Annotated in this window: 18 protein-coding genes and 1 tRNA gene; 11 read left to right on the forward strand and 8 right to left on the reverse strand. The window is 57.7% G+C overall.

What is annotated here, in order from left to right; translation table 11 throughout:
• Window positions 1–117 precede the first annotated feature (117 nt).
• Entirely contained in the window at window positions 118–762 is a 645-nt protein-coding gene (locus tag ACKLNI_RS05245; protein ID WP_413717994.1) for a Crp/Fnr family transcriptional regulator, read from the forward strand.
• Window positions 763–966: 204 nt separating this feature from the next.
• Here ACKLNI_RS05245 and ACKLNI_RS05250 read toward each other — a convergent pair whose 3' ends face one another.
• The gene (locus tag ACKLNI_RS05250; RefSeq protein ID WP_413717995.1) at window positions 967–1,173 is read right to left on the reverse strand and encodes an OTU domain-containing protein; all 207 of its coding nucleotides are present in this window, start codon (window positions 1,171–1,173) and stop codon (window positions 967–969) included.
• A gap of 136 nt (window positions 1,174–1,309) precedes the next feature.
• Here ACKLNI_RS05250 and ACKLNI_RS05255 point away from each other — a divergent pair, with 136 nt between their 5' ends.
• The 6 genes from ACKLNI_RS05255 (at window position 1,310) to ACKLNI_RS05280 (ending at window position 8,856) form a co-directional block, all read left to right on the forward strand.
• Window positions 1,310–2,515, forward strand: coding sequence for an alpha/beta hydrolase (locus ACKLNI_RS05255; RefSeq protein ID WP_413717996.1), 1,206 nt, complete (start codon window positions 1,310–1,312; stop codon window positions 2,513–2,515).
• Window positions 2,516–2,707: 192 nt separating this feature from the next.
• Window positions 2,708–3,637: a homocysteine S-methyltransferase family protein gene (locus ACKLNI_RS05260; RefSeq protein ID WP_413717997.1), complete on the forward strand. Its 930-nt coding sequence runs from the start codon at window positions 2,708–2,710 to the stop codon at window positions 3,635–3,637.
• Between the two features lie 259 nt (window positions 3,638–3,896).
• The gene (locus tag ACKLNI_RS05265; RefSeq protein WP_413717998.1) at window positions 3,897–4,790 is read left to right on the forward strand and encodes an alpha/beta hydrolase; all 894 of its coding nucleotides are present in this window, start codon (window positions 3,897–3,899) and stop codon (window positions 4,788–4,790) included.
• Between the two features lie 174 nt (window positions 4,791–4,964).
• Window positions 4,965–5,390 (forward strand): hypothetical protein, encoded by a 426-nt coding sequence (locus ACKLNI_RS05270; protein ID WP_413717999.1) that lies wholly within the window; start codon window positions 4,965–4,967, stop codon window positions 5,388–5,390.
• Window positions 5,391–5,772: 382 nt separating this feature from the next.
• Entirely contained in the window at window positions 5,773–5,991 is a 219-nt protein-coding gene (locus ACKLNI_RS05275) for a hypothetical protein (RefSeq protein WP_413718000.1), read from the forward strand.
• Between the two features lie 981 nt (window positions 5,992–6,972).
• A complete protein-coding gene (locus tag ACKLNI_RS05280; protein WP_413718067.1) occupies window positions 6,973–8,856 on the forward strand; it encodes an SLC13 family permease in 1,884 nt (627 codons plus the stop codon).
• Between the two features lie 177 nt (window positions 8,857–9,033).
• On the opposite strand, the gene ACKLNI_RS05285 is transcribed toward ACKLNI_RS05280, so the two are convergent.
• On the reverse strand, window positions 9,034–9,468 hold the full coding sequence (locus ACKLNI_RS05285; RefSeq protein WP_413718001.1) for a bactofilin family protein: 435 nt from the start codon (window positions 9,466–9,468) through the stop codon (window positions 9,034–9,036).
• A 511-nt stretch (window positions 9,469–9,979) separates the two neighbouring features.
• Between ACKLNI_RS05285 and ACKLNI_RS05290 the strand changes: the two genes are divergently transcribed.
• Entirely contained in the window at window positions 9,980–10,396 is a 417-nt protein-coding gene (locus tag ACKLNI_RS05290; RefSeq protein WP_413718002.1) for a DUF2924 domain-containing protein, read from the forward strand.
• Window positions 10,396–12,048, forward strand: coding sequence for a recombinase family protein (locus ACKLNI_RS05295; protein ID WP_413718003.1), 1,653 nt, complete (start codon window positions 10,396–10,398; stop codon window positions 12,046–12,048). The genes ACKLNI_RS05290 and ACKLNI_RS05295 overlap by 1 nt, the downstream gene beginning before the upstream one ends.
• A 180-nt stretch (window positions 12,049–12,228) precedes the next feature.
• Here ACKLNI_RS05295 and ACKLNI_RS05300 read toward each other — a convergent pair.
• From ACKLNI_RS05300 to ACKLNI_RS05325, 6 genes are all read right to left on the reverse strand, one after another.
• Window positions 12,229–12,303 (reverse strand) — tRNA-Gln (locus ACKLNI_RS05300).
• A 95-nt stretch (window positions 12,304–12,398) separates the two neighbouring features.
• The gene (locus ACKLNI_RS05305; protein WP_413718004.1) at window positions 12,399–14,012 is read right to left on the reverse strand and encodes a KpsE/RkpR family capsule polysaccharide export protein; all 1,614 of its coding nucleotides are present in this window, start codon (window positions 14,010–14,012) and stop codon (window positions 12,399–12,401) included.
• Window positions 13,987–14,649, reverse strand: coding sequence for an ABC transporter ATP-binding protein (locus tag ACKLNI_RS05310; protein WP_413718005.1), 663 nt, complete (start codon window positions 14,647–14,649; stop codon window positions 13,987–13,989). Before ACKLNI_RS05310 ends, ACKLNI_RS05305 begins: the two co-directional genes overlap by 26 nt.
• A 188-nt stretch (window positions 14,650–14,837) precedes the next feature.
• Window positions 14,838–16,136 carry a Na+/H+ antiporter NhaA gene (locus ACKLNI_RS05315; protein ID WP_413718068.1) on the reverse strand — a complete coding sequence of 433 codons (1,299 nt, stop codon included), beginning with the start codon at window positions 16,134–16,136 and terminating at the stop codon, window positions 14,838–14,840.
• Between the two features lie 70 nt (window positions 16,137–16,206).
• Window positions 16,207–17,235 carry a permease gene (locus ACKLNI_RS05320; RefSeq protein ID WP_413718006.1) on the reverse strand — a complete coding sequence of 343 codons (1,029 nt, stop codon included), beginning with the start codon at window positions 17,233–17,235 and terminating at the stop codon, window positions 16,207–16,209.
• Window positions 17,228–17,572, reverse strand: a complete 345-nt coding sequence (locus ACKLNI_RS05325; RefSeq protein WP_413718069.1) for an ArsR/SmtB family transcription factor — start codon at window positions 17,570–17,572, stop codon at window positions 17,228–17,230. Before ACKLNI_RS05325 ends, ACKLNI_RS05320 begins: the two co-directional genes overlap by 8 nt.
• An 83-nt stretch (window positions 17,573–17,655) precedes the next feature.
• Between ACKLNI_RS05325 and ACKLNI_RS05330 the strand changes: the two genes are divergently transcribed.
• A complete protein-coding gene (locus ACKLNI_RS05330) occupies window positions 17,656–18,249 on the forward strand; it encodes a uracil-DNA glycosylase family protein (RefSeq protein ID WP_413718007.1) in 594 nt (197 codons plus the stop codon).
• On the forward strand, window positions 18,246–19,028 hold the full coding sequence (locus ACKLNI_RS05335; protein ID WP_413718008.1) for an SseB family protein: 783 nt from the start codon (window positions 18,246–18,248) through the stop codon (window positions 19,026–19,028). Before ACKLNI_RS05330 ends, ACKLNI_RS05335 begins: the two co-directional genes overlap by 4 nt.
• Window positions 19,029–19,091 lie beyond the last annotated feature (63 nt).

A 19,091-nucleotide genomic window follows, 5' to 3' on the forward strand; every position in this document is an offset into this window, starting at 1 on the left:
CCGCTCTATTTGCTTGCCGTCGCCATTGACGTAGTCCGAATATCTCTACGTTAGACGGAAAGCTCAAACAGGGGCAACGGAATTGGGGCAATCGCGGGTCGGGGGGACGGCTTCTAGATGGAATACCTAGAAATAATCGGTTGGCTTGGCGCAGTTTTTACGCTTAGCGCTTATTCGATGCGCAACATGCTGTCGCTTCGATGCATTGCCTTGGCGGCCAACATAGCGTTCATGACTTATGGCGCACTGACGCCAGTCTACCCAATGCTCGCCCTGCATGCCTTGCTCCTGCCGCTCAATCTGTATCGGCTCCGAGAGATCCTTTCAGGCATGAAACGGATGAGAAAGTACGGCCAAGCAGAACACCCGATCGATGCCTTAAAGCCATTTTTGAAGCCTGCAACCTTCGAGGACGGAGAAACCATATTCGAAAGAGGCGACAGCCCAGATCATGTCTATTACCTAGAGTCCGGCGAAGTATTTCTGCCGGAGTTAGGTGAAACGTTATCCAGCGGAACAATCTTTGGAGAGATGGCCTATTTCACCAGCGCTAAGGCACGAACGACCTCTGCCATTTGCAAGGGGCAGTGCCGCATCATGAAAATCAATGAGAGGAATTTCATGACCGTCTACCAGCAGCATCCCGAGTTTGGACACTTTCTCATTCGACTTATAGCGCAGCGTCTAATCGACGGAGCACGCAAGAATCCCGAACTCTATGGTGGGTTTGCCGATGACGTCGGGCGGTCTCCTTATCCGTAGGACATGCCCTGGACAAATGCCCGATTGGTTCGTTTTAAGTTCGAAAGAGACATCGTGCGATCATCTTTAAATGTCAGCCGGGCGGTGCCGATTCTACCGATCGCCGGACTATGCCGCCTATCTTCGAAATCGCCTATTGGTCTTCTGCCATTCGCAGGGTTGCCAAAGACTGACGGTGCGTCGAGCCCTTAGAACGACGTTATTCTAGAGTCCGGCGCCATAGTACAGCCGCAGGTGATCGACACGTGCACGCAGGTCTTCAGCATGTTTCTCGCAGAGCATGTTTGCCTCGAGATCGGAAACCTTGCGAGTAAGTGATTTGGCTCTCACGGAAGTCAATTGACGTACGGCTTGGCGGAAGGCGTCAAAGAACGATGACTGGTTTACGTCCGGCGTTTCTAGCGTGAGCATTCAATGTCTCCTTGGTTGCATGCATGCAGCCTGGAGGATGTTGTCCACATGCGCTTGAGGAGCACCTGAGGAACTTCCTGTCTTCGTCTTGTGTTTCTTTGACCTTCCCCGGCAGCGCGGCGTAAATATTTGTTTCATGCGCTACCGATTTGCAGGATTCGAACTCGACGAAGCTCAGCACGAGCTGACAAACGACGGCACACTGGTCACGGTTGAGCCGCTTGTGTTCGATCTCATTCTGCTACTGGTCCAGAACGCGGGCCAGCTCATCACTAGGGATCGATTGGTAGAGGAGATCTGGAATGGGCGTATCGTTTCGGATTCAGCAATCTCTGCATGTCTCGCGTCGGCCCGTGCTGCGTTGGGGGATAGCGGCAAGACCCAGTCCGTAATTCGGACTGTTGCCCGTCGCGGAGTCCGATTGGTGGCGACTGTCCAATGCGTCGAGACCCCCGGCGAAGATGAGCCGGCGCTTCGCCAAGGTCGCGCCGTCAAGCACGCGTTCCATGAAGAAACGCAAAGGGTGCGTTACGCTCGCAGTGAAGAAGGGCATAGTATTGCCTATGCGATAACCGGCAGTGGCCCACCTGTTCTCTATTGTCGTCTCTCAGGCGCAGCAAATCTGGAGATGGAATGGAAGCTTCCTGGCGGACGGGCTTTCTTCGACACTGTTGCAGAACGATTTTCCGTGTTGCGGTTCGATCCGGTCGGCTCCGGAATGTCGGAGCGGCAGACAATTGAGACGGATTTTTCCCGGATGGCGCGGGATGCCATCCGAGTTGCAGACGCGGCAGGCATTGACCGCTTTTCGATTTACTCGACTTCTGGCGGTGTTTTGCCAGCGGCGCACATTGCTGCGAACTTCCCGGACCGGATCAAGAAACTCGCCATTATCGGCGGATATGTTGATGGGCGCTCCCGCCGTCAGGTAAACCCGCGAGCTGACGTCATTAGAGAATTGATGGCAAATGGATGGGACGAGCCGGAGAGCTCTTTCGCGACCGCGGTCTTGGCATCTTACTTCCCCGAAGGCCCGTTTGACACGGTCAAAGACTTTGTTCGACTTATGCAGAGCGCGGTCGACAAAGAGCACATGCTGAAGTTGCGGGACGCTATCAACGACGCTTCTATAGAGCCACTCTTAGCGCGCATTACTTGCCCAACCTTGATATTTCACGGCCGAAAAGACGGCATCCACCCGCTCTCGGAAGCTCAGAAACTTGCCGCTGGTATTCGCGATGCGGAGCTGATCACATTGGAGACGGCAAATCATCTCCCGCTTCCAGATACACCGGTTTGGGATCAGTTTATGGAAACGCTGATTGCGTTTCTGGCAGAATAGCTAACGGTCCGCCTTGGGCTCCAAGCGGCCAATCATCCGAATTCGCTTAACGGCAGAAAAGCGGACGAAGGAGACACTCGTGCACTCTCGAAGCGTGTGGTGGTCTCCCGGTCGAGGAACGGATCAAAGAGCGTTTTGGTCGGCTCACCTTTTCCGATATCCTCGTCGCCGTACATGGCGGAGGGCAGCTTTATGACACGCGCATTCCTGGACCGGTATCCAATCATTCTTGGCGAGGGCTCAATGTACGAACGTCTGAGGCGGGGAGCGTCGGATACGTTTGATCCGTTCATCGCCTATGCCGGGATGCTCTACGACGATAATGGCCGAGAAGTCCTAGCAGCGACGCACCGCGAGTACCTGGACATTGGCCAACGCCAGAAGCTGCCGATGGTTGCTGGGACGCCGACCTGGCGGGCCAGCGCTGAACGAATTGCCCGTTCAAGGTTTGCAGGCAAGCCAGTAAACGAAGATGCCTGCGACTTCATGAAAGGGCTAAGTACGTCCTATGGCAGTGACAGCACGCCAATCCTAATTGCTGGTATCACCGGTCCTGCAGGAGACGGCTATAAACCTGAGGAAGCGCCAGACGAAGAGGCCGCACGTGCCTTCCACGCGCCTCAGATTGAAGGATTGGTCGACGGTGGCGTTGATCTATTCAAAGTACAGACCTTGCCGGCCTTCGCTGAGGCCCGTGGGATAGCTCGGCTTCTTGCAGAGACCGACATACCTTACGTCATGAGTTTCGTGATCAGGCGAGACGGCACACTCCTTGATGGTACGCCTCTCGACCACGCCATAGTCGATATCGATGACGCCGTTAAGCGACCGCCAGCGAGTTATAACATCAACTGTGTTCATACGTCGGTCTTTGCCGCGGCTATGTCCGTGATCCGAGAGCGCAATCCACATGCGGCACAGAGAGTGCTCGGCATTGATGCGAACACTTCCGCGAAAACACCTGAAGAACTCAATGGGCTTCAAGAGATCGATACCGAAGCACCTGAAGAATTTGGTCGGAACGTTTTTGCTTTGCATGAGGAAGTCGGGATTTGCTACCTTGGAGGGTGCTGTGGCTCCTCCACCGAGCACATGGCGCAATTAGCCGAACGGTGCACCTGAAGCAGGATGCGGTCTCTGCAATGGATTTCTGCAACAAGCCGAAATCGGCATGTCTACGCTGGGCTCGGGGTCGTCGATCAATGCGCTGGCTCTGAACGTCAGCTGTGGCGAGAAGCGGCCTTTGGCCTGCGGTACCCACGTTAGCAGGATCGCGCACGATGCGGGTCTTCGACCGATAGAGGTGGACGGCTGCTGCTATAAGGCTTTTGCGAGAACGAACTTCGCTCGATAACCTGGAACTGTTGGACCCGGAGAGCAGATGTACAGCAATGTAGAGTTTCATTCCGAAGGAGCGGAGTTGCGGGGCCGTCTCTATTCGCATCGTGACAATAGCCGCCCGATCGTCGTGATGACACATGGCACCACCGCGACGATCACTATGGCGATAAACATCTACGCCGAGAGGGTCTTCGACGCGGGTTACGATGTTCTGCTCTACGATCATCGGAATCTTGGGCGAAGCGGTGGCGAACCACGCCAAGAGATCAATCCTTGGATCCAGACGCGAGGCTACCGCGATGCCGTTGGATTTTTACGAAGTAAAGGGGAAAATCGCCGGATCATACTTTGGGGCGATAGCTTCTCCGCTGGTCTGGCTTTGGTCGCGGGAGCAGTGATCGAGGATATCTCGGGAATTGTTGCGCAGGTACCAGTGTGCGGCCCATCAATCCCGGAGCGCAGTTTCGATCAGACCGCTTTCATGACATTGAAGGAAATCTTTCACGACGGAGATGTGACAGGCGGTCCAGAGCAAACCACTGGACCGCTCCCCGTGGTTTCGTCCGATCAGATCAACAACCCATCTCTTTTAACACCTATTCAGGCCTACCGCTGGTTCATCGAACATGGCGGGCGTCACGGCAGCGGTTGGGAAAACCGGGCAACGCGCATAATCCCCGATACGCCGGTTCCGTGCAGTCCGTTCGTGACGGCGCCCTATCTCAACATGCCGGTTCAGATGATGATCGGGACCGATGACGAAATGGTGCATTGCAACATCGAGGCGCAGAGAGCCGTTTTCGACCTCATTCCGGGCGAAAAAGAATTCTTAGAGATACCGGGTGGGCATTTCGGATTACTTTGGCATCCAAGCGAGGAATTTGAGGCCGCCTCGGAAGCTCAGATTGCATTCCTAAGACGGTTGACCGACTGATCGGATAGGCGGCCATTGGTGCCAAGCGCGGCGTAAGAGAATGAGCGCTTGAAGCGGTCGCTCAGTCGAATCCAGCAAACGACCGCTTGGCGGACAAAGCCGCCCTTCCAGTCCCTATGTCTTTATTGACCGAATAGAACATGCGAAGAGTGTTTCTGACCTAAGGGGAACATTATGCAGAAACTATCTGAACGCCTAACCCTCGACCTTCTTCGAAGGGGCAATCTGCCCATTTCAGCAGAAGGTATCGTACGGTTGAGACCCGACATTGCCGGGGAAATGACAACAGCGTGGTCGGTGTTGGCCGATGAAATTGAACTTGAGCCAAAGTCAAGCGTGGGGTGGCAAACCGAGAAAGATGAAGAGGATGTTTTGGAAGCGAGGTTTACTCCGGCTTCAGGGGACGGGCAGCAACGGCATCTCTTTGTTCTTGAGGTTCCTGAAACACGAAGCGACGGCAACAGAATAAAGCGCTGGTCAAAGACGCCCGTCTCCTATGGTTCATTTGTTCAGATTAGAAAGTTTCTGACGGAGGCATGGGGTGACATTCCTGATTTGGAGGTTCAACGGTCGAAGGTGCAGTTGAGCCAAGTGGATTGAGCTGAAAATTAGCGAAAATCGCCGCCTAAGGGCGTTTCTAGTATCCAATCTTGTCGGGAGCTGACGCTGGGCTGAGACCGGTCGATGACCTCTCATCGGGACCAAGCCGTCATCGGCTGTTTAGAAGAGTCGAGACATCCCATGAGCGTACGTTGTGCGGAGCCAACTAGCTAAAGGCGTTTAAAGCCTTTCCCACATCTGCGGCGGGACATCGACCAAATAGGCAGCCTTCGCAGCGCTTTTGGTATGGCCGAATTTCTCCGGGCAATTCGGATTTCGAACCAAGTGGTCGTTTTCGCCGCATCAATTAGAAGTTTTCCTCGGCATACATAGCATCTCCTAGTCGGAACTTACACAGGGCTTGGCAAATGAGGGCACGAAAATGAACACTCCATCGGCGGTAAAGGCAGCAACGATTGGTGCTCAGTTCTCCATCGAAATGTCGCTCAATGGACTCAGTGAAGCAACGCTGCGCGAACAGGCAGCAAGGCAACTATGCCTGTTAGCCGAGCGCATTGAGGCAGGTGAGGCCTTGGGCGAAATCCGTGACCGAAACGGGATTGAAATTGGATGGTTCGATATGTCGCTTGATGAGTTCTGATAGTCATCACCGAGGACAATCAACTACACAGACAAAGACCGCTGATTGACCTGCATCAAAGTGACATTCTGCCTCCTCCATATGAAGGAGGGGTAGTAATGAGTGAGGTCTCCGGTTTTACCTCGTCCCAATCGCAACTGGCCCCGATGCTTTCCCTTTTGGTGTCGGGGTTTCTTTTGTCCGCCGCCTGCTCGTGTCAAGTTCATGCAAATTGTGCTATGCTTCGGTGCTGCCACGATTTGAAGCCTCAATTCAGTCTCGTGGGGGCTATCCCGGCTGCTCACTCCCACAGTCATAACCTTGAGTGGTCGGGGCATTGGCGCCGATAAATGAAAAGAGACCCGCCAAGGGATGAAACTACGGGGCCTCATGTTGGGTGCAATCGAGTCTTGTTCGCACCACATATGATTCAGTATTCCAAAGACGCATTGGTACAGAATTCTACCCAGACGGCTAGTGCAGCGGTCCGGTGCTGCAAATCAGTGTTATGCTGCGGCGCTGCCATCGTTTGAAAGTCAATTTTGAGGAGAGTTGGCTGGATATTGCTGGGGGCAGTCTCGACCGCCTGGTGTCTACCCCCTTTCCAGAAGGAGTCAGGCGGTCGGGACACTGGTTCAGCAGGTTCAAGAACCGATCATAGGCACCACGAGCCTAGATGACTGCTTTCGGCTCGGAATGGATGCCAGGTTGAAACTGCTCAATTACCGCACCTCGAAGGCAAATTATCTGATCAGCCTCCAATTTCGTGCAGCGAATACAATCGCACTTGCTCCCCGCTCACACAAAGATGTTTTTATGCATGGCTTCGGCACTGCCCACACGCTGACCTGCGTCCCATTCAGGAAAATCGGGCGACTGAGTGAAAAAGTCGCTACAATCCGAATGGACCGTCATTGGAGCAATGTGCCGGTCCTACTGAATCGATGCGTGCCGCTACGGAGAGAAGTCTATCCGCAGACGGCCAGAATGGGGGCAAGGGCAGTGGAGTCTATCGCTTTGACTTATCCGACGGCGGTCGTTCTAGGCCTTCTTGCATTGACGGTGATACTGTTCGTTTCAGAAGTTGTTCGCATCGACTTTGCGGCCATCCTCGTCATGGTCTTGCTGGGTCTTCTGAGCCAGTTGCCGGGGCTCGGCTCGCTGGCCGATGTAAGCCAGTTGTTCAATGGCCTCGCGTCAAATGCAGTCGTCTCGATCATAGCAGTGATGATTATCGGAGCCGGATTAGATAAGACCGGCCTGATGAGTAAAGTCGCGGCCCTGATCCTGCAGCACGGAGGAAGCTCAGAGGCGCGGGTTGTGCCGATCATCTCCGGGACCGTCGGCATCATTTCTTCTTTCATGCAGAATGTCGGCGCGGCAGCTCTTTTCCTGCCGGTGGTTAGCCGAATTTCTGTCCGTACCGAATTGCCACTCAGTCGTCTCCTGATGCCGATGGGCTTTTGCGCCATCTTGGGTGGAACGATGACAATGGTCGGCTCCTCCCCACTGATCCTCCTAAACGACCTGATTCTCACGGCAAACCAGTCGCTTCCAGAGGAGGCTCAGATGGGTTCTTTCGGACTTTTTTCGGTAACTCCCATCGGCGTAGCGCTCGTTGTCACCGGTATTCTATACTTTGTGATCTTCGGCCGCTGGGTTCTGCCAGGCGAGCAGAAGGACGGGGACGCGACCAGCGGCCAACCAATGAAAGAGTATCTGAAGAAAATCTATGGGCTCAAGACCGATATCTTCGAGGTCACTATACCCGAAGGGCATGCGGTGGAGGGTCAATCCTTCGATGACGTGATTCAGCGCTATCATGTCTACATCATCGGCAGCGCCTATCACGGGAAGACATGGTTCGCCCCGGTTATCCAGACAAAAATCACCCCGCCCTGCCGGCTGGCTGTTCTTGGTCGCGAAAAGGAAGTCCGCAACATGGTCGAGGATGCGGGTTTCACACTACATGACAAGCTGGATGTCTTTGCCGAGGACTATGCCCCTACGAAATCCGGTGTCGCCGAAGTGGTCATACCCCCCGGCTCCTCGCTGATTGGGAAATGTGCGCACGATGTGGTCTTCCGCACAACTTATGGGGCGAGCATGCTCGCCATTCATCGCGGCGAGGAAACCCTCAGCCTCGTCTCGACTGAAGACCATCAGCCAACCCAAATCGCAGAGGTGCCGTTTCGCGCAGGAGATACGTTGGTAATTCTCACGACTTGGGAGGCGCTGACTAGACTTAGCCGAAATCGCGATTTTGTGGTTGTGACAACAGATTTCCCGCAAGAGGAGCTACGCCCAAAGAAGGTAGGCTGGGCCTTGTTTTTCTTCGTGGTTTCACTCTCTCTTATAATGCTCACCGATCTGCGGCTTTCACTATGCCTTCTGACCGGTGCGGCAGGCATGGTTTTGACACGAGTGCTCGATATCGACGAAGCCTACGAGGCGGTAAGTTGGAGCACGGTTTTTCTTCTGGCCAGCCTGATTCCACTAGGGCAAGCGGTTCAAACTTCAGGCACTGCCGCCTGGATTGCGCAACAGATCCTACTGTTACTGGACGGTTGGCCCGTTTGGTCTTTACAGGCAGGTCTGGCGGTCCTCGCCACGGTTTTTACGCTCATTATGTCAAATGTGGGTGCAACAGTTTTGCTGGTTCCTCTCGCAGTGTCTATTGCAATCGCAGCCGGTGGTGATCCAGCGATTTTTGCGCTCACTGTCGCAATCTCAACGTCGAATTCGTTTCTGATCCCCACGCACCAGGTCAATGCGCTCATCATGGGGCCCGCTGGTTATAAAGTTACGGATTTCATCAAGAGCGGCGGCATTATGACCGTGCTCTTTCTAGTTGTGTCGCTGTTGGTAATGAACCTGGTGTTTTGATTTTGAAGAAACAGAGCCAGGCGCTCTCTTGCCTCACGATTCCAGTGGGACGCCTGCCGCCGCCTAGTTGCTGTGCGAACTTTCGAGCCATCCAAATGATCTGCAAGTTTAACAAATCGCGTTAGGTGGCCCCCGGACAACTTGCGGGTTTCGTGGCATCTACGCCGTAGCTATGCTTTAGCCACCCTTAGCTTCCACGCGCCCACTAATCGTGGCTCCGGAGCTCATTGTCATGGAGCCAGCGGTCACGTCAGCCTTCACGTCAGACTTTTCTTCCAAGGCAAGCGCCTTGCATTTCACGCTTCCCTCCAGACGTCCTGCAATCGTGACCTCTTCTGCGCTAACTCCACCCTTGACGCTTCCTCGAGCGAGGATCTTTACGGTTCTGGCGTTAATATCACCCGTAACTTTGCCGCTGATGGAAATATCCCCTTCTTTGGCCACCAGGTCGCCTTGGATAGTCAAATCCTCTTGAATCACCGTCGCCGCCACAACCTCAACCTCCCCGTTTGTTCCATATGAGGAATACCCGCCGCGTTCCCGGAATGCGAATGGTAATGCCAATAGCGGCAGACATCTGCCGACGATGACCTCATTGTGAACCAGCGGCATCCATTCAGATGGGTAGCGGCCGATATCCTTCTAGGGCGAGAACACGAATACGCTTCTTGTCGAGCCCGTCGCTACAAGTCTGGAGCCAGGAACGAACTGAATTTGTTCGAGCAACGTCAGCTATGTCCGCAACCCGGACCTTGAGGTCTGAGATCTCGCTGCATCGGTCACGGATGACCGCTTTTCCTTCTGAGCCACAGCGCTCAGGCTCAGAGGTGTTCATGCTGCATTTGCGAGGGCTTCTGGTGGGTCACTTCTGGAAAGGGCTCCGAGCCGTCATCTGACCGATTTGCTCAGATGTCCTTTTCTCCGCGCTAAGCGGACGTTCGACCCCACATATCTCCCACCGAGACTGCCTCGCATTTCGTCGCCGAGCCGACTGGACTTCCGGCGCTGTCCGAGCGTCACTGACCTGACCCTTTCTCCCGCCCCGGCCTGTCCGGGGTTGCGTCAGTAGCGGCCGCGCGCGTCGCGTCGCCGCCTTCGGCATAGGAGAAGGGAGAGTGCCGTCATGACCACAACCACGACAGATCAGTCAGACCTGCAGAGGCTACGAGAAGAATGGAGGGCCGCTTTTGGAACGCCCCCGGACAAGTACCTGTCCCGCAGGTTGATGGAGAAGGCCCTGGCCTGGCATCGGCAATGCGAGGGTGCAGGCGGCTATCCAGCCCCATTGAAGCGGCGCCTGCGGAGTATTGAAGTAGGCGGTGGACGAGTTAGCACCTCATCTCCCACGCTCTCGCCCGGCAGCATGCTGGCCCGCGAGTGGAACGGCCGGGTGTATCATGTCGAGGTCACGCCTGACGGCTTCTGGTTCGATGGTCGGGACTTCGCCTCGCTCACCGCTATCGCCCGGCGGATCACGGGCACGAACTGGTCCGGACCACGGTTCTTCGGATTGAAGGCACGGAGCGGTGGTACTGGCTGATGCAGAAGATCCGCTGTGCCATCTATACAAGGAAGAGTTCCGAGGATGGGTTGGAGCAGGAGTTCAACTCGCTCCATGCGCAACGCGAGGCTTGTGCAGCCTATATCCACAGCCAGAAGGCAGAGGGTTGGGTGCTTCTGGAAGAGGCCTACGATGATGGCGGGCTCTCGGGCGGCACCCTCGACCGCCCTGCCCTGCAGCGATTGTTGGATGCGGTAGACGACGGCCGTGTCGACCGGATTGTGGTCTACAAGATCGACCGGCTCACCCGGTCCCTCGCGGACTTCGCCAGGATCGTCGACCGGCTCGATGCCGCCGGTGCGTCCTTTGTCTCAGTGACCCAGTCTTTCAATACAGCCACCAGCATGGGGCGTCTGACGCTCAACATGCTCCTGAGCTTTGCCCAGTTCGAACGTGAGGTCACGGCCGAACGGATCAGGGACAAGATTGCCGCCTCGAAGAAGAAGGGGCTCTGGATGGGCGGCAATGTCCCCATGGGCTACGAGCCCGACGGTCGGACACTGAGAGTTCTGGAACCCGAAGCCGAGACAATCCGGATGATCTACGACCTCTACCGGAAGCTCGGCACCGTCAGAGCTGTCCGGGACGAGGCCGAGCGCCTTGGGCTCCGGACACGGAGACGGATTGCGCCGGATGGTCGGCGAAGTGGCGGCGGTCTCTTCGACCGGGGCCATATCCATCACATCCTGACGAACCCAGTCTATGCCGGACGGATCAGACATCGGACGCGGGTCTATGACGGGCAGCATCCCCCGATCATCGATCCCAAGACCTGGGACGCTGTTCAGCGCGAGCTCAAGGACAAGGCTGCACGAAGGCGCAGTGGTCGGGGTGGTATCGATCGACGCCATGCCGTGACATCGCCTCTTGCCGGAAAGCTCTTCGATGAAACCGGGGACCGGCTTACGCCAACCCATACGAAGACCTCCGCGGGCAAGCGGCTCAGGTACTACGTCTCGAACCGGCTGGTCCAAAAGTCGGGTGAGAAACAGCGAAACGGATGGCGGTTGCCCGCCCCACAGCTCGAAGACCTTGTTGCCGCCAAGGTCAGCGATTGCCTTCGCGATCCCAAGTGGCGGGCGGACCTGACACAAGATCAAGACAGCGCATCAATGACGCATGCCCCGTTTGAGGATGAAGCGACCATCGAGAGCGCAAGGACTTTGCTCGGTTTGATTCAGCGCATCGATCTGGCACAGGCTCAGCTTACGATCTCTTTGGATGCAGACGCGATAAGCCATTGGGCGGGTGTCGATCGCACTTCTATCGATCCCAAAACCCTTATCTTCCAGACCCCATTCCAACAACGTCGGCGCGGCGTCGAGACCAAGCTGATCATCGACAATCCCTCCTCCCGACGCGACGACACCCTGATCCGGAACGTCGCGCTCGCGCATGCCTGGTTCGCGGAGCTTCGCGCCGGGGCCAGTTTTGCCGACGTCGCCGAGCGTGCCGGGACATCGAAGCGGCGCGTCATGCAGCTAGTCGATCTCGCATTCCTGGCGCCCGACCTGACCGGCAAGATCCTCGATGGGCGTCAGCCTCCGTCGCTCACGTCAGACCTGCTGATCAAGGAAGGCATCCCGTCCAAGTGGACCGCCCAGCGGCAACTCTTCGACTCGCTGCGCTGACAAGCGCCAGCTCGACATCCAAACCTGCTACCGGAACAAAGCGGAACAGAGACTGGGACCATTCTGCCCTTGAAAACCGGCTCTCAGAGACGCAACAAACCATCCGCCCAGCGCCTAAGGCCCCGGAAAGTCGGGAGAACTTCCATCACGCCAAACTGTATCTGGGAGAAGGTGCCTGCCTGGCTGGGGTGGTAGGATTCGAACCTACGGTACACGGTACCAAAAACCGCTGCCTTACCACTTGGCTACACCCCAACAGGCTGGCGTTTCTTACTCAGAGTGGCTTGACGGTGCAAGCCCCGCCGGAGCGAAAAAACGACATCCGGCGAGAGCGAATTCAAAGAGGCCTGTCAGCTTGAGACCTGTTCACGCAGAATCGATACCGTGACCGACGCCAGAAGGTAGATCGCTCCGAAGATCAGGAAGGCGATCAGCGTGTTTTCGAAGACCCTGGGATACGTCGGTTCGTCCGGCGGTATCGGCGCCACATGCACCGCGAGGTAGCGCACCTGGCGATTCGCCTCGATCCGGGCGGCCTCCATCTGCTGCAGAGTCTCCTGCATCATCATGGTGCGGGTTTCCAGATCTACTTCGGCCATCCGAAGCTGCGCGCTGATCGAGGCAAGCGAACTGTCGCGTCCGCTTTCCTTGGTCAACTGGGAACGAAGGTCGGCAACCAATGCTTCCAGGCGCGCGATGTCGCCCTCGGTTCCGGCGACCCGCGCCTGGTTCGGCTGGGCGTTGTCCAGAAGCTGCTGGAGTTGAAGCCGCTTTTCAGCCAGTTGCACTTCGAACTGGTTGATTTGGCTCATGATCCCGGTGGTCTCGGACGCAGGATCGATGACGCCAAGCCGCTCCTGCAGTGTAAGCACCTTTTCCTGTGCCGCGATCATCTTCGCCTCGGCTTCCTCGAAGCTTTCGCGGGCGCCCCGCATCTGGTCGCCCCTCTTCCGCTCGGTCACCTGGTCGACGCGCTCCTCGGCATAGCCGATCAGCGCCTCGGAGAATGTCCGCGACATCTCGGGCGAGAGGGCGGACACTTCCATCCTGATCACGCCCTCGGTCGGATCGTAGCCGATCTTCACGTTGTCCTGGAAATGGCTGTACACCGTCTCGTTCGAGGCATCGGCAGGCAGTCTTTGAAGAGCGTCGATCGACGGATCAGAAAAATGTTCCAGATAGCCGTGATCCGCATCCAGCCGCAGCATTGCTTCGCGCGAGGTCAGGAAATCCTGCACCATGATGGAATCCTGGCTGGTTGCCAATGATGTGCCACCCAGCAAACCTGCGGCGCCGGATGCCTGCGCTTCGGCCTGCTGAACGACGAATTCCGATTTCGTGGCGAAAATCGACGTCGCCATGAAGGCAAAGTAGAAGAAAGCCAGCAAGGTTGGCAGCAGCACGAAAGCCCCCAACCGCGCCGAAAGGAACAAGAGCTTGCGGCGGCGGCGGCGCGCAATGTCCTGCTGGATACGCTCTATGTCGTTCACCCCCGCAGGCTGCGGTTTCATGGCCGGTCCCGGCACTTTCGCTGGTTCCACCTTCTGCGGGACACCTGCCCGTACCGTTCCTTCGGCGGCAGCCTCGGTCTTGTTGGCGACCTCTTCTTCGTCCGGCTTGGCGACGACGAGTTCCAGCAAATGCGACCGGTCGAAAGGATCTATCCCCCTTGCCCGAAGCTGACGCACGGCGTCGAAATCCGAACTGGGGCTGAGCCCCTGCTTCTGGGCCAATCGCCGGGCCATGCGCAACTGGCGGCCGGTCAGCCCCTCGCGCCGGATTTCGGAGATATCCTGCGATCCACCGACACTGTCGGCCCCTGCCCTTTCCGCCTTGGCCGAACCAGGGAAGGCGACATCGCCGAAACCGTCATCTGTACCGGAAAATGGCGTGTCGCCGCCATCGGACGCAGCCTCGGAGTTCCGGCGAATTCGGAATTTACGCGCTTTGGGCTTCATAGTCATAGAGTTCTTTCGCCTCTTCCAGCGTGTCGAACATATGCAGTTGACCGTTCCTGAGAACGGCTGCGGAACGACAGAATTTCTCAAGCGTACTTGCCTGATGGGATACGATTACGACCGTTGCGGTCTTGAGCCGCTCGGCAAGGATGTGGCCGGCCTTCTTGTTGAACTCGGCATCCGTGGTCGAGGGCATGCCCTCGTCGATCAGGTAGATATCGAAATCCAGCGCAAGCAGGAGCGCGAACGAAAACCGCGCGCGCATGCCGGCGCTGTAGGTTCCGACGGGCATGTCGAAATATTCTTCAAGCCCGCATACCCAGCGGCAGAACGCCTCGAGATAGTCCGGGTCCTTGCCGTACAAACGCGCGATGAAGCGGCAGTTTTCCATTGCCGACAGCTTGTTGACGATGCCGCCCATGAATCCCAGCGGGAATGAAATGCGCGAGCGGCGGATGATCTCGCCCTCATCGGGCTGCTCAAGACCCGCCATCATGTTCACAAGGGTCGTCTTGCCGGTCCCGTTGGGCGCAAGGATGCCAAGAGAATTCCCGGGCTCGACGCGAAAGGTCGCCCGGTCAAGGATGACCTTGCGACGTTCGCCTGTCCAAAAGGACTTGCTGACGTTCCTGAACTCGATCATTCGTCCTGCTCAATGGCACTATGCTGTTTCGCACAGCTTTGGCCTGTCGGTCTTTCGACATTCTTTTGTCAATAATATGGCCAGAGTGCCAAGACTTCTTCAACAAACAATCAACCGCTGGCGATGCGACGCCCACGAGGTGTGACCAAAAGGGCGGGAATGCGCCGAGTTCGGTGTTTCCCGCCGCTCTAGCCGTATCTTTTTTCAACACGGCACAGCCTGCCTGCAACGATTGAGATGATCGCCGCGGCGAAACTGAAAAGCGCCCCCATCTTCGCTGCATCCTGCACTGGACCAGGCTCGAAAGCGACAGACGCAATGAAAAGCGAGACCGTGAAGCCGATCGCGGCAACGCAGCCGATCACGAGAAGGTCGATCATCCGCATTCCACGCGGCAGTCCCAATTTCAAAGGTCCCGCTGCGAACCAGCCGAACAACAGGATACCGGTCGGCTTGCCAATGATGAGCCCCGCAAAAACCAGCCACGTCGGAGCACCTATGGCGGAGAACTCGACGCCCGCATTCATCATCCCGAAGAAGAAGAGGATGATTTCGACGGGATGTTTCAGCAGGTGCTCGATATGGTTCAGAAGATCTGTCAGGTACTGTTCGGCTTCACTGAATATGCCGAAAGCGCGGTCGGCATGCGGGATCGTGGGAACGATTGGCAGAAGACCAAGCGCCGGGTGCAGGCCGCTTTCCTGAAATCCGTACCAGCTCAGGCAGGCCGCGATCAGGTAGGGCCAGAAACTCAGGTGATTGCGGACCCAGGTCGATTTGCGGCGCAACTGGTCGCCCCGGTCCAAAGTCCTCGGAAGCCAGTTGAAAAGAACGAACACGCCAATGGCCGCGCCCAGCGACAGCATCAGCCATTCCAACGCCAGGGCACCCGAGGGGTAGAAGATCGCAAGGATAATGAGGCCGGCAGCATCATCCGCGATGGCCAGCAACAACAGGAACCGCACGGCGGGGTGCCCCGCTCCGAAAACGATGCGTCCGACCAGATAGCTGAAGGCGATGTCCGTGGCCGTGGGAATGGCCCAGCCATTGGCCGCTGCGTCGTAGACATCCGAGCCAAGCAGCGTCGCGAGACCAAGGTAGACGGTCACCGGTCCCAGCATCCCCCCGGCTGTCGCGAAGAGCGGCGTGGCCGCCTTCCTGCCGCGCAGACTCCCGTTCTTCAGAATGACCGCTTCCCAGACTTCCTTGGCGGCAATGGCGAAAAAGAACGCCATCAGGATATCATTCACGAGGAAATGTGCGGTCAGCACCCTAAGCCGGCTGGCCGTATCGCCGGTGTGGAAATCTTCCCCATAGGAAGCGATCCATGCCTTCGCATCTACGCCTACCCAGTCATTGAACCAAAGCGGGTACTCGACGAAGTGGTGATAGCCATGCGGGTCAGAATTGGCCCATATCAGTGCCAGCAAGGCACCGATAATCAAAAGCAGCGAGTAATTGGTTACGAAGTTCCAGACGCGATACATCGTAGGCTGACACTCCCGGTTCAGGCCGGGATAGACCACCCGCGAGCAAGCGACAAGAACCCGAACACTCTCAGGTCGCCAGCAAGCCCCAGGCCAGGCCTGCGATCAGCGACCCTGCCATCGCTATGCCGAGATAGGCCGCAAAGACGCGCGGTTTGACCAGCGCCCACACAGCAATGGCGGCGGGAATGCAACTGACGCCTCCGGCCAGCATGAAGGACATTGCCGCGCCGGGCGCCATGCCCTGGGCCAGCAACGCATCGACCAGCGGAACGGCGGCATAGCCGTTCAGATAGGCCGGCGCTCCAACCAGCGCGCCCATCAGAACCGGCCAGAAGCCCTGGCCGCCCAGAACGGATGCGATCATCTCGGCAGGGACATACGCCAGCATCAGCGCCTCGACCATGTAGGCCACCGCAAGCCACTTGCCCAGAAACAGCGCATTCTCGAGAACGGTATCCCTGAACACCTCGCGCCGCGGCGCCTCGTGCCAGAAGCGCCAGACCGGCGTACCCTTGAAGGGCGACGGCCCGCAACCGCAGCAGCTTTTCTTGGTTTCCTTTGGCCTCAGCGGATCGACGAATACCGGCGTCCGGGCAAAAAGATAAACCGTGGCGCCGCCCAACAGGCCCAACCCCACGGCGGCGGCTGTCTTGGCGACGGCGAAGGACATACCAAGCGTGCCGGCAGTGATCAGGAACATGGCCGGGTCCATAAGCGGCGATGCAAGCCAGAAGGCCATCACAGCCGAAAGAGGCGCGCCGACGGCCAGGAGTGCCGCTATAAAGGGGATGACCTCGCAGGAGCAGAAAGGAGACAACCCGCCCAGAAGGGCCGCCATCACGATCATGCGCATTTCGCGGCCTTCGAACGCCTTCGCGAGAATCGCCTCCGATCCGCTGGCCTTCAGGTACCCGACGGCCAGAACGGCAAACCCGATGAACCACGCGGTGTGGCCCAGCGCGCCCAGCGCGAAGCGCACGGTCTCCTTCGCCTGTTCAGGATCGAAAACCGCAACCACCAGCGGGATCAAGACGACCGCAAGCCAGACGCGGTCTATCCTCCAGCGTGGTTCGTGGGCATGGGAAACATCAGCCATTGCCATGTGCCTCGTGTGGGAGCGCAGCGTCTGCGCAGCATTCGTTCAGTAAGAACCGGGACAGAATTTCCATTTCTCCATAGGCCGCCGCGATGCAGATGATCCGACGTCCATCCCGCACTTGTCGCACCAGTCCGGCAGCGGCGAGGATCTTCATATGGTGGGTCAGCGTAGAGCCGGTCACACCCGAGCGCTCACCCAAATCCCCAATCGACAGGCCCGCGGGCCCGGCGCGCACCAGAACCCTCAGGACGGCAAGACGTTGTTCGGACCCCAACGCGGCAAAGGTCGACGCAGCGCGGGCAAGGTCCAGATCAGAATCGCGAGTCTTTGACATATCCATATTTCGATAATTCTAGAAATATAAAAATATGTCAAGCGAGGGTAGATCTCGAAAGCTCGCAGGATTACCTCGACATCATGGAAACCAGACGCCTGAAAGCTGACATTTCGGCCTGCCGAATTTGTGCCGACCGTTTTCGCAAGACGGCTACGGCGCATGCGCCGCGTCCGGTTGTGTGGTTCAACGACACCGCCCGTATCCTGATCGCCGGACAAGCGCCGGGCCTGCGCGTACACGAGGCAGGCAAGCCCTTTTTCGACCGCTCGGGCGATCGCCTCCGTGACTGGATGGGGATCGGGGAAGACATCTTCTATGACAGGGACCGCGTGGCGATCGTTCCGATGGCGTTCTGTTTTCCGGGCTATGACGACAAGGGTTCCGACCTGCCTCCGCCCAGAATTTGCGCCAGCACATGGAGAAGCCAGATCATGGAGCAGTTGTCCGGGATCAGGCTGACGCTCCTGATCGGAGGGTATGCGCAGGGCTGGCATCTCCCGGGCGCCGGGAAGAACGTCACCCAAACCGTCGCCGCATGGCGCAAGAGCCTTCCAGACACCCTCCCCTTGCCTCACCCCTCGTGGCGCAATACCGGGTGGCTGAGGAAGAACCCGTGGTTCGAGACCGAATTGCTGCCGGTCCTCAGAACCCGCGTGCAAGAGGCGCTGCAATGACAGAGACACCGATCGATCGTGCCCACGCTGCGATGCAGACCGAATCCGATGACGATACGAGGCGTCTGGCATTCTATGAGCGCCTTGCGGACGGCGAGTTGTTCCTGATGCTTGAAAGCGAACCGGAAGGAGACAGCATCAGCCCCCGGATTTTTGAAACGGAACAAGGCACTTACGTGCTGGCCTTCGACAGGGAGGAGCGGTTGGCGGCGTTTGCGGGGGGGCCGGCGCCTTATGCGGCCCTGTCGGGGCGCACTCTGGCCGGCATGTTGTCCGGGCAAGACCTCGGACTGGGGCTGAACCTTGGCGCGGCGCCATCGGAAATGCTGATCCCCGCCGAAGCGGTCGCCTGGCTCCACGCCACACTGAGCGAGCGCCCCGAGGAGATGCAGGAAACGCCCGAGGAATTGCACCCGCCCGCAGGCCTGCCCGAACGCCTTGTCGCGGCGCTGGATATCAAGCTCGCCACGGCCTCAGGCCTGGCGAAACTGGCGTATCTCTCTGGCGTTAAATGGAAAAACGGCCGCCGCGGACATCTGATGGCACTGATAGACCCGGTTCCCGGTTCGGAGCCCGCCCTTGCCCGGGCCGTGGGGGAAGCTTTGATTTTCTCAGGTCTCGATGCCGGCGAGCTGGACGTCACCTTCCTGAAGGCCAGCGATCCGGTTTCGGCGCGGCTGGCCCGCGTGGGTCTGCGTTTCGACCTGCCGGAACCGCCCAAGCCGGAGGGTCCTGCAGCACCGGGCATGGACCCGGACAAGCCGCCGAAGTTGCGCTGAAGGCCGGTCGGCAAAGCGTCGGCGAAACGTCGGCAAAACGTATGGCAGGTGTCGGGCAGCCGG

Source organism: Silicimonas lutimaris (assembly GCF_047314965.1).
Classification (GTDB): domain Bacteria; phylum Pseudomonadota; class Alphaproteobacteria; order Rhodobacterales; family Rhodobacteraceae; genus JAVJUV01.

Coding starts and splice junctions, on each gene's coding strand:
- ACKLNI_RS05245 (WP_413717994.1), top strand. CDS start 118: ATGGAATACCTAGAAATAATCGGTTGGCTTGGCGCAGTTTTTACGCTT.
- ACKLNI_RS05250 (WP_413717995.1), bottom strand. CDS start 1,173: ATGCTCACGCTAGAAACGCCGGACGTAAACCAGTCATCGTTCTTTGAC.
- ACKLNI_RS05255 (WP_413717996.1), top strand. CDS start 1,310: ATGCGCTACCGATTTGCAGGATTCGAACTCGACGAAGCTCAGCACGAG.
- ACKLNI_RS05260 (WP_413717997.1), top strand. CDS start 2,708: ATGACACGCGCATTCCTGGACCGGTATCCAATCATTCTTGGCGAGGGC.
- ACKLNI_RS05265 (WP_413717998.1), top strand. CDS start 3,897: ATGTACAGCAATGTAGAGTTTCATTCCGAAGGAGCGGAGTTGCGGGGC.
- ACKLNI_RS05270 (WP_413717999.1), top strand. CDS start 4,965: ATGCAGAAACTATCTGAACGCCTAACCCTCGACCTTCTTCGAAGGGGC.
- ACKLNI_RS05275 (WP_413718000.1), top strand. CDS start 5,773: ATGAACACTCCATCGGCGGTAAAGGCAGCAACGATTGGTGCTCAGTTC.
- ACKLNI_RS05285 (WP_413718001.1), bottom strand. CDS start 9,468: ATGCCGCTGGTTCACAATGAGGTCATCGTCGGCAGATGTCTGCCGCTA.
- ACKLNI_RS05290 (WP_413718002.1), top strand. CDS start 9,980: ATGACCACAACCACGACAGATCAGTCAGACCTGCAGAGGCTACGAGAA.
- ACKLNI_RS05295 (WP_413718003.1), top strand. CDS start 10,396: ATGCAGAAGATCCGCTGTGCCATCTATACAAGGAAGAGTTCCGAGGAT.
- ACKLNI_RS05305 (WP_413718004.1), bottom strand. CDS start 14,012: ATGACTATGAAGCCCAAAGCGCGTAAATTCCGAATTCGCCGGAACTCC.
- ACKLNI_RS05310 (WP_413718005.1), bottom strand. CDS start 14,649: ATGATCGAGTTCAGGAACGTCAGCAAGTCCTTTTGGACAGGCGAACGT.
- ACKLNI_RS05315 (WP_413718068.1), bottom strand. CDS start 16,136: ATGTATCGCGTCTGGAACTTCGTAACCAATTACTCGCTGCTTTTGATT.
- ACKLNI_RS05320 (WP_413718006.1), bottom strand. CDS start 17,235: ATGGCTGATGTTTCCCATGCCCACGAACCACGCTGGAGGATAGACCGC.
- ACKLNI_RS05325 (WP_413718069.1), bottom strand. CDS start 17,572: ATGTCAAAGACTCGCGATTCTGATCTGGACCTTGCCCGCGCTGCGTCG.
- ACKLNI_RS05330 (WP_413718007.1), top strand. CDS start 17,656: ATGGAAACCAGACGCCTGAAAGCTGACATTTCGGCCTGCCGAATTTGT.
- ACKLNI_RS05335 (WP_413718008.1), top strand. CDS start 18,246: ATGACAGAGACACCGATCGATCGTGCCCACGCTGCGATGCAGACCGAA.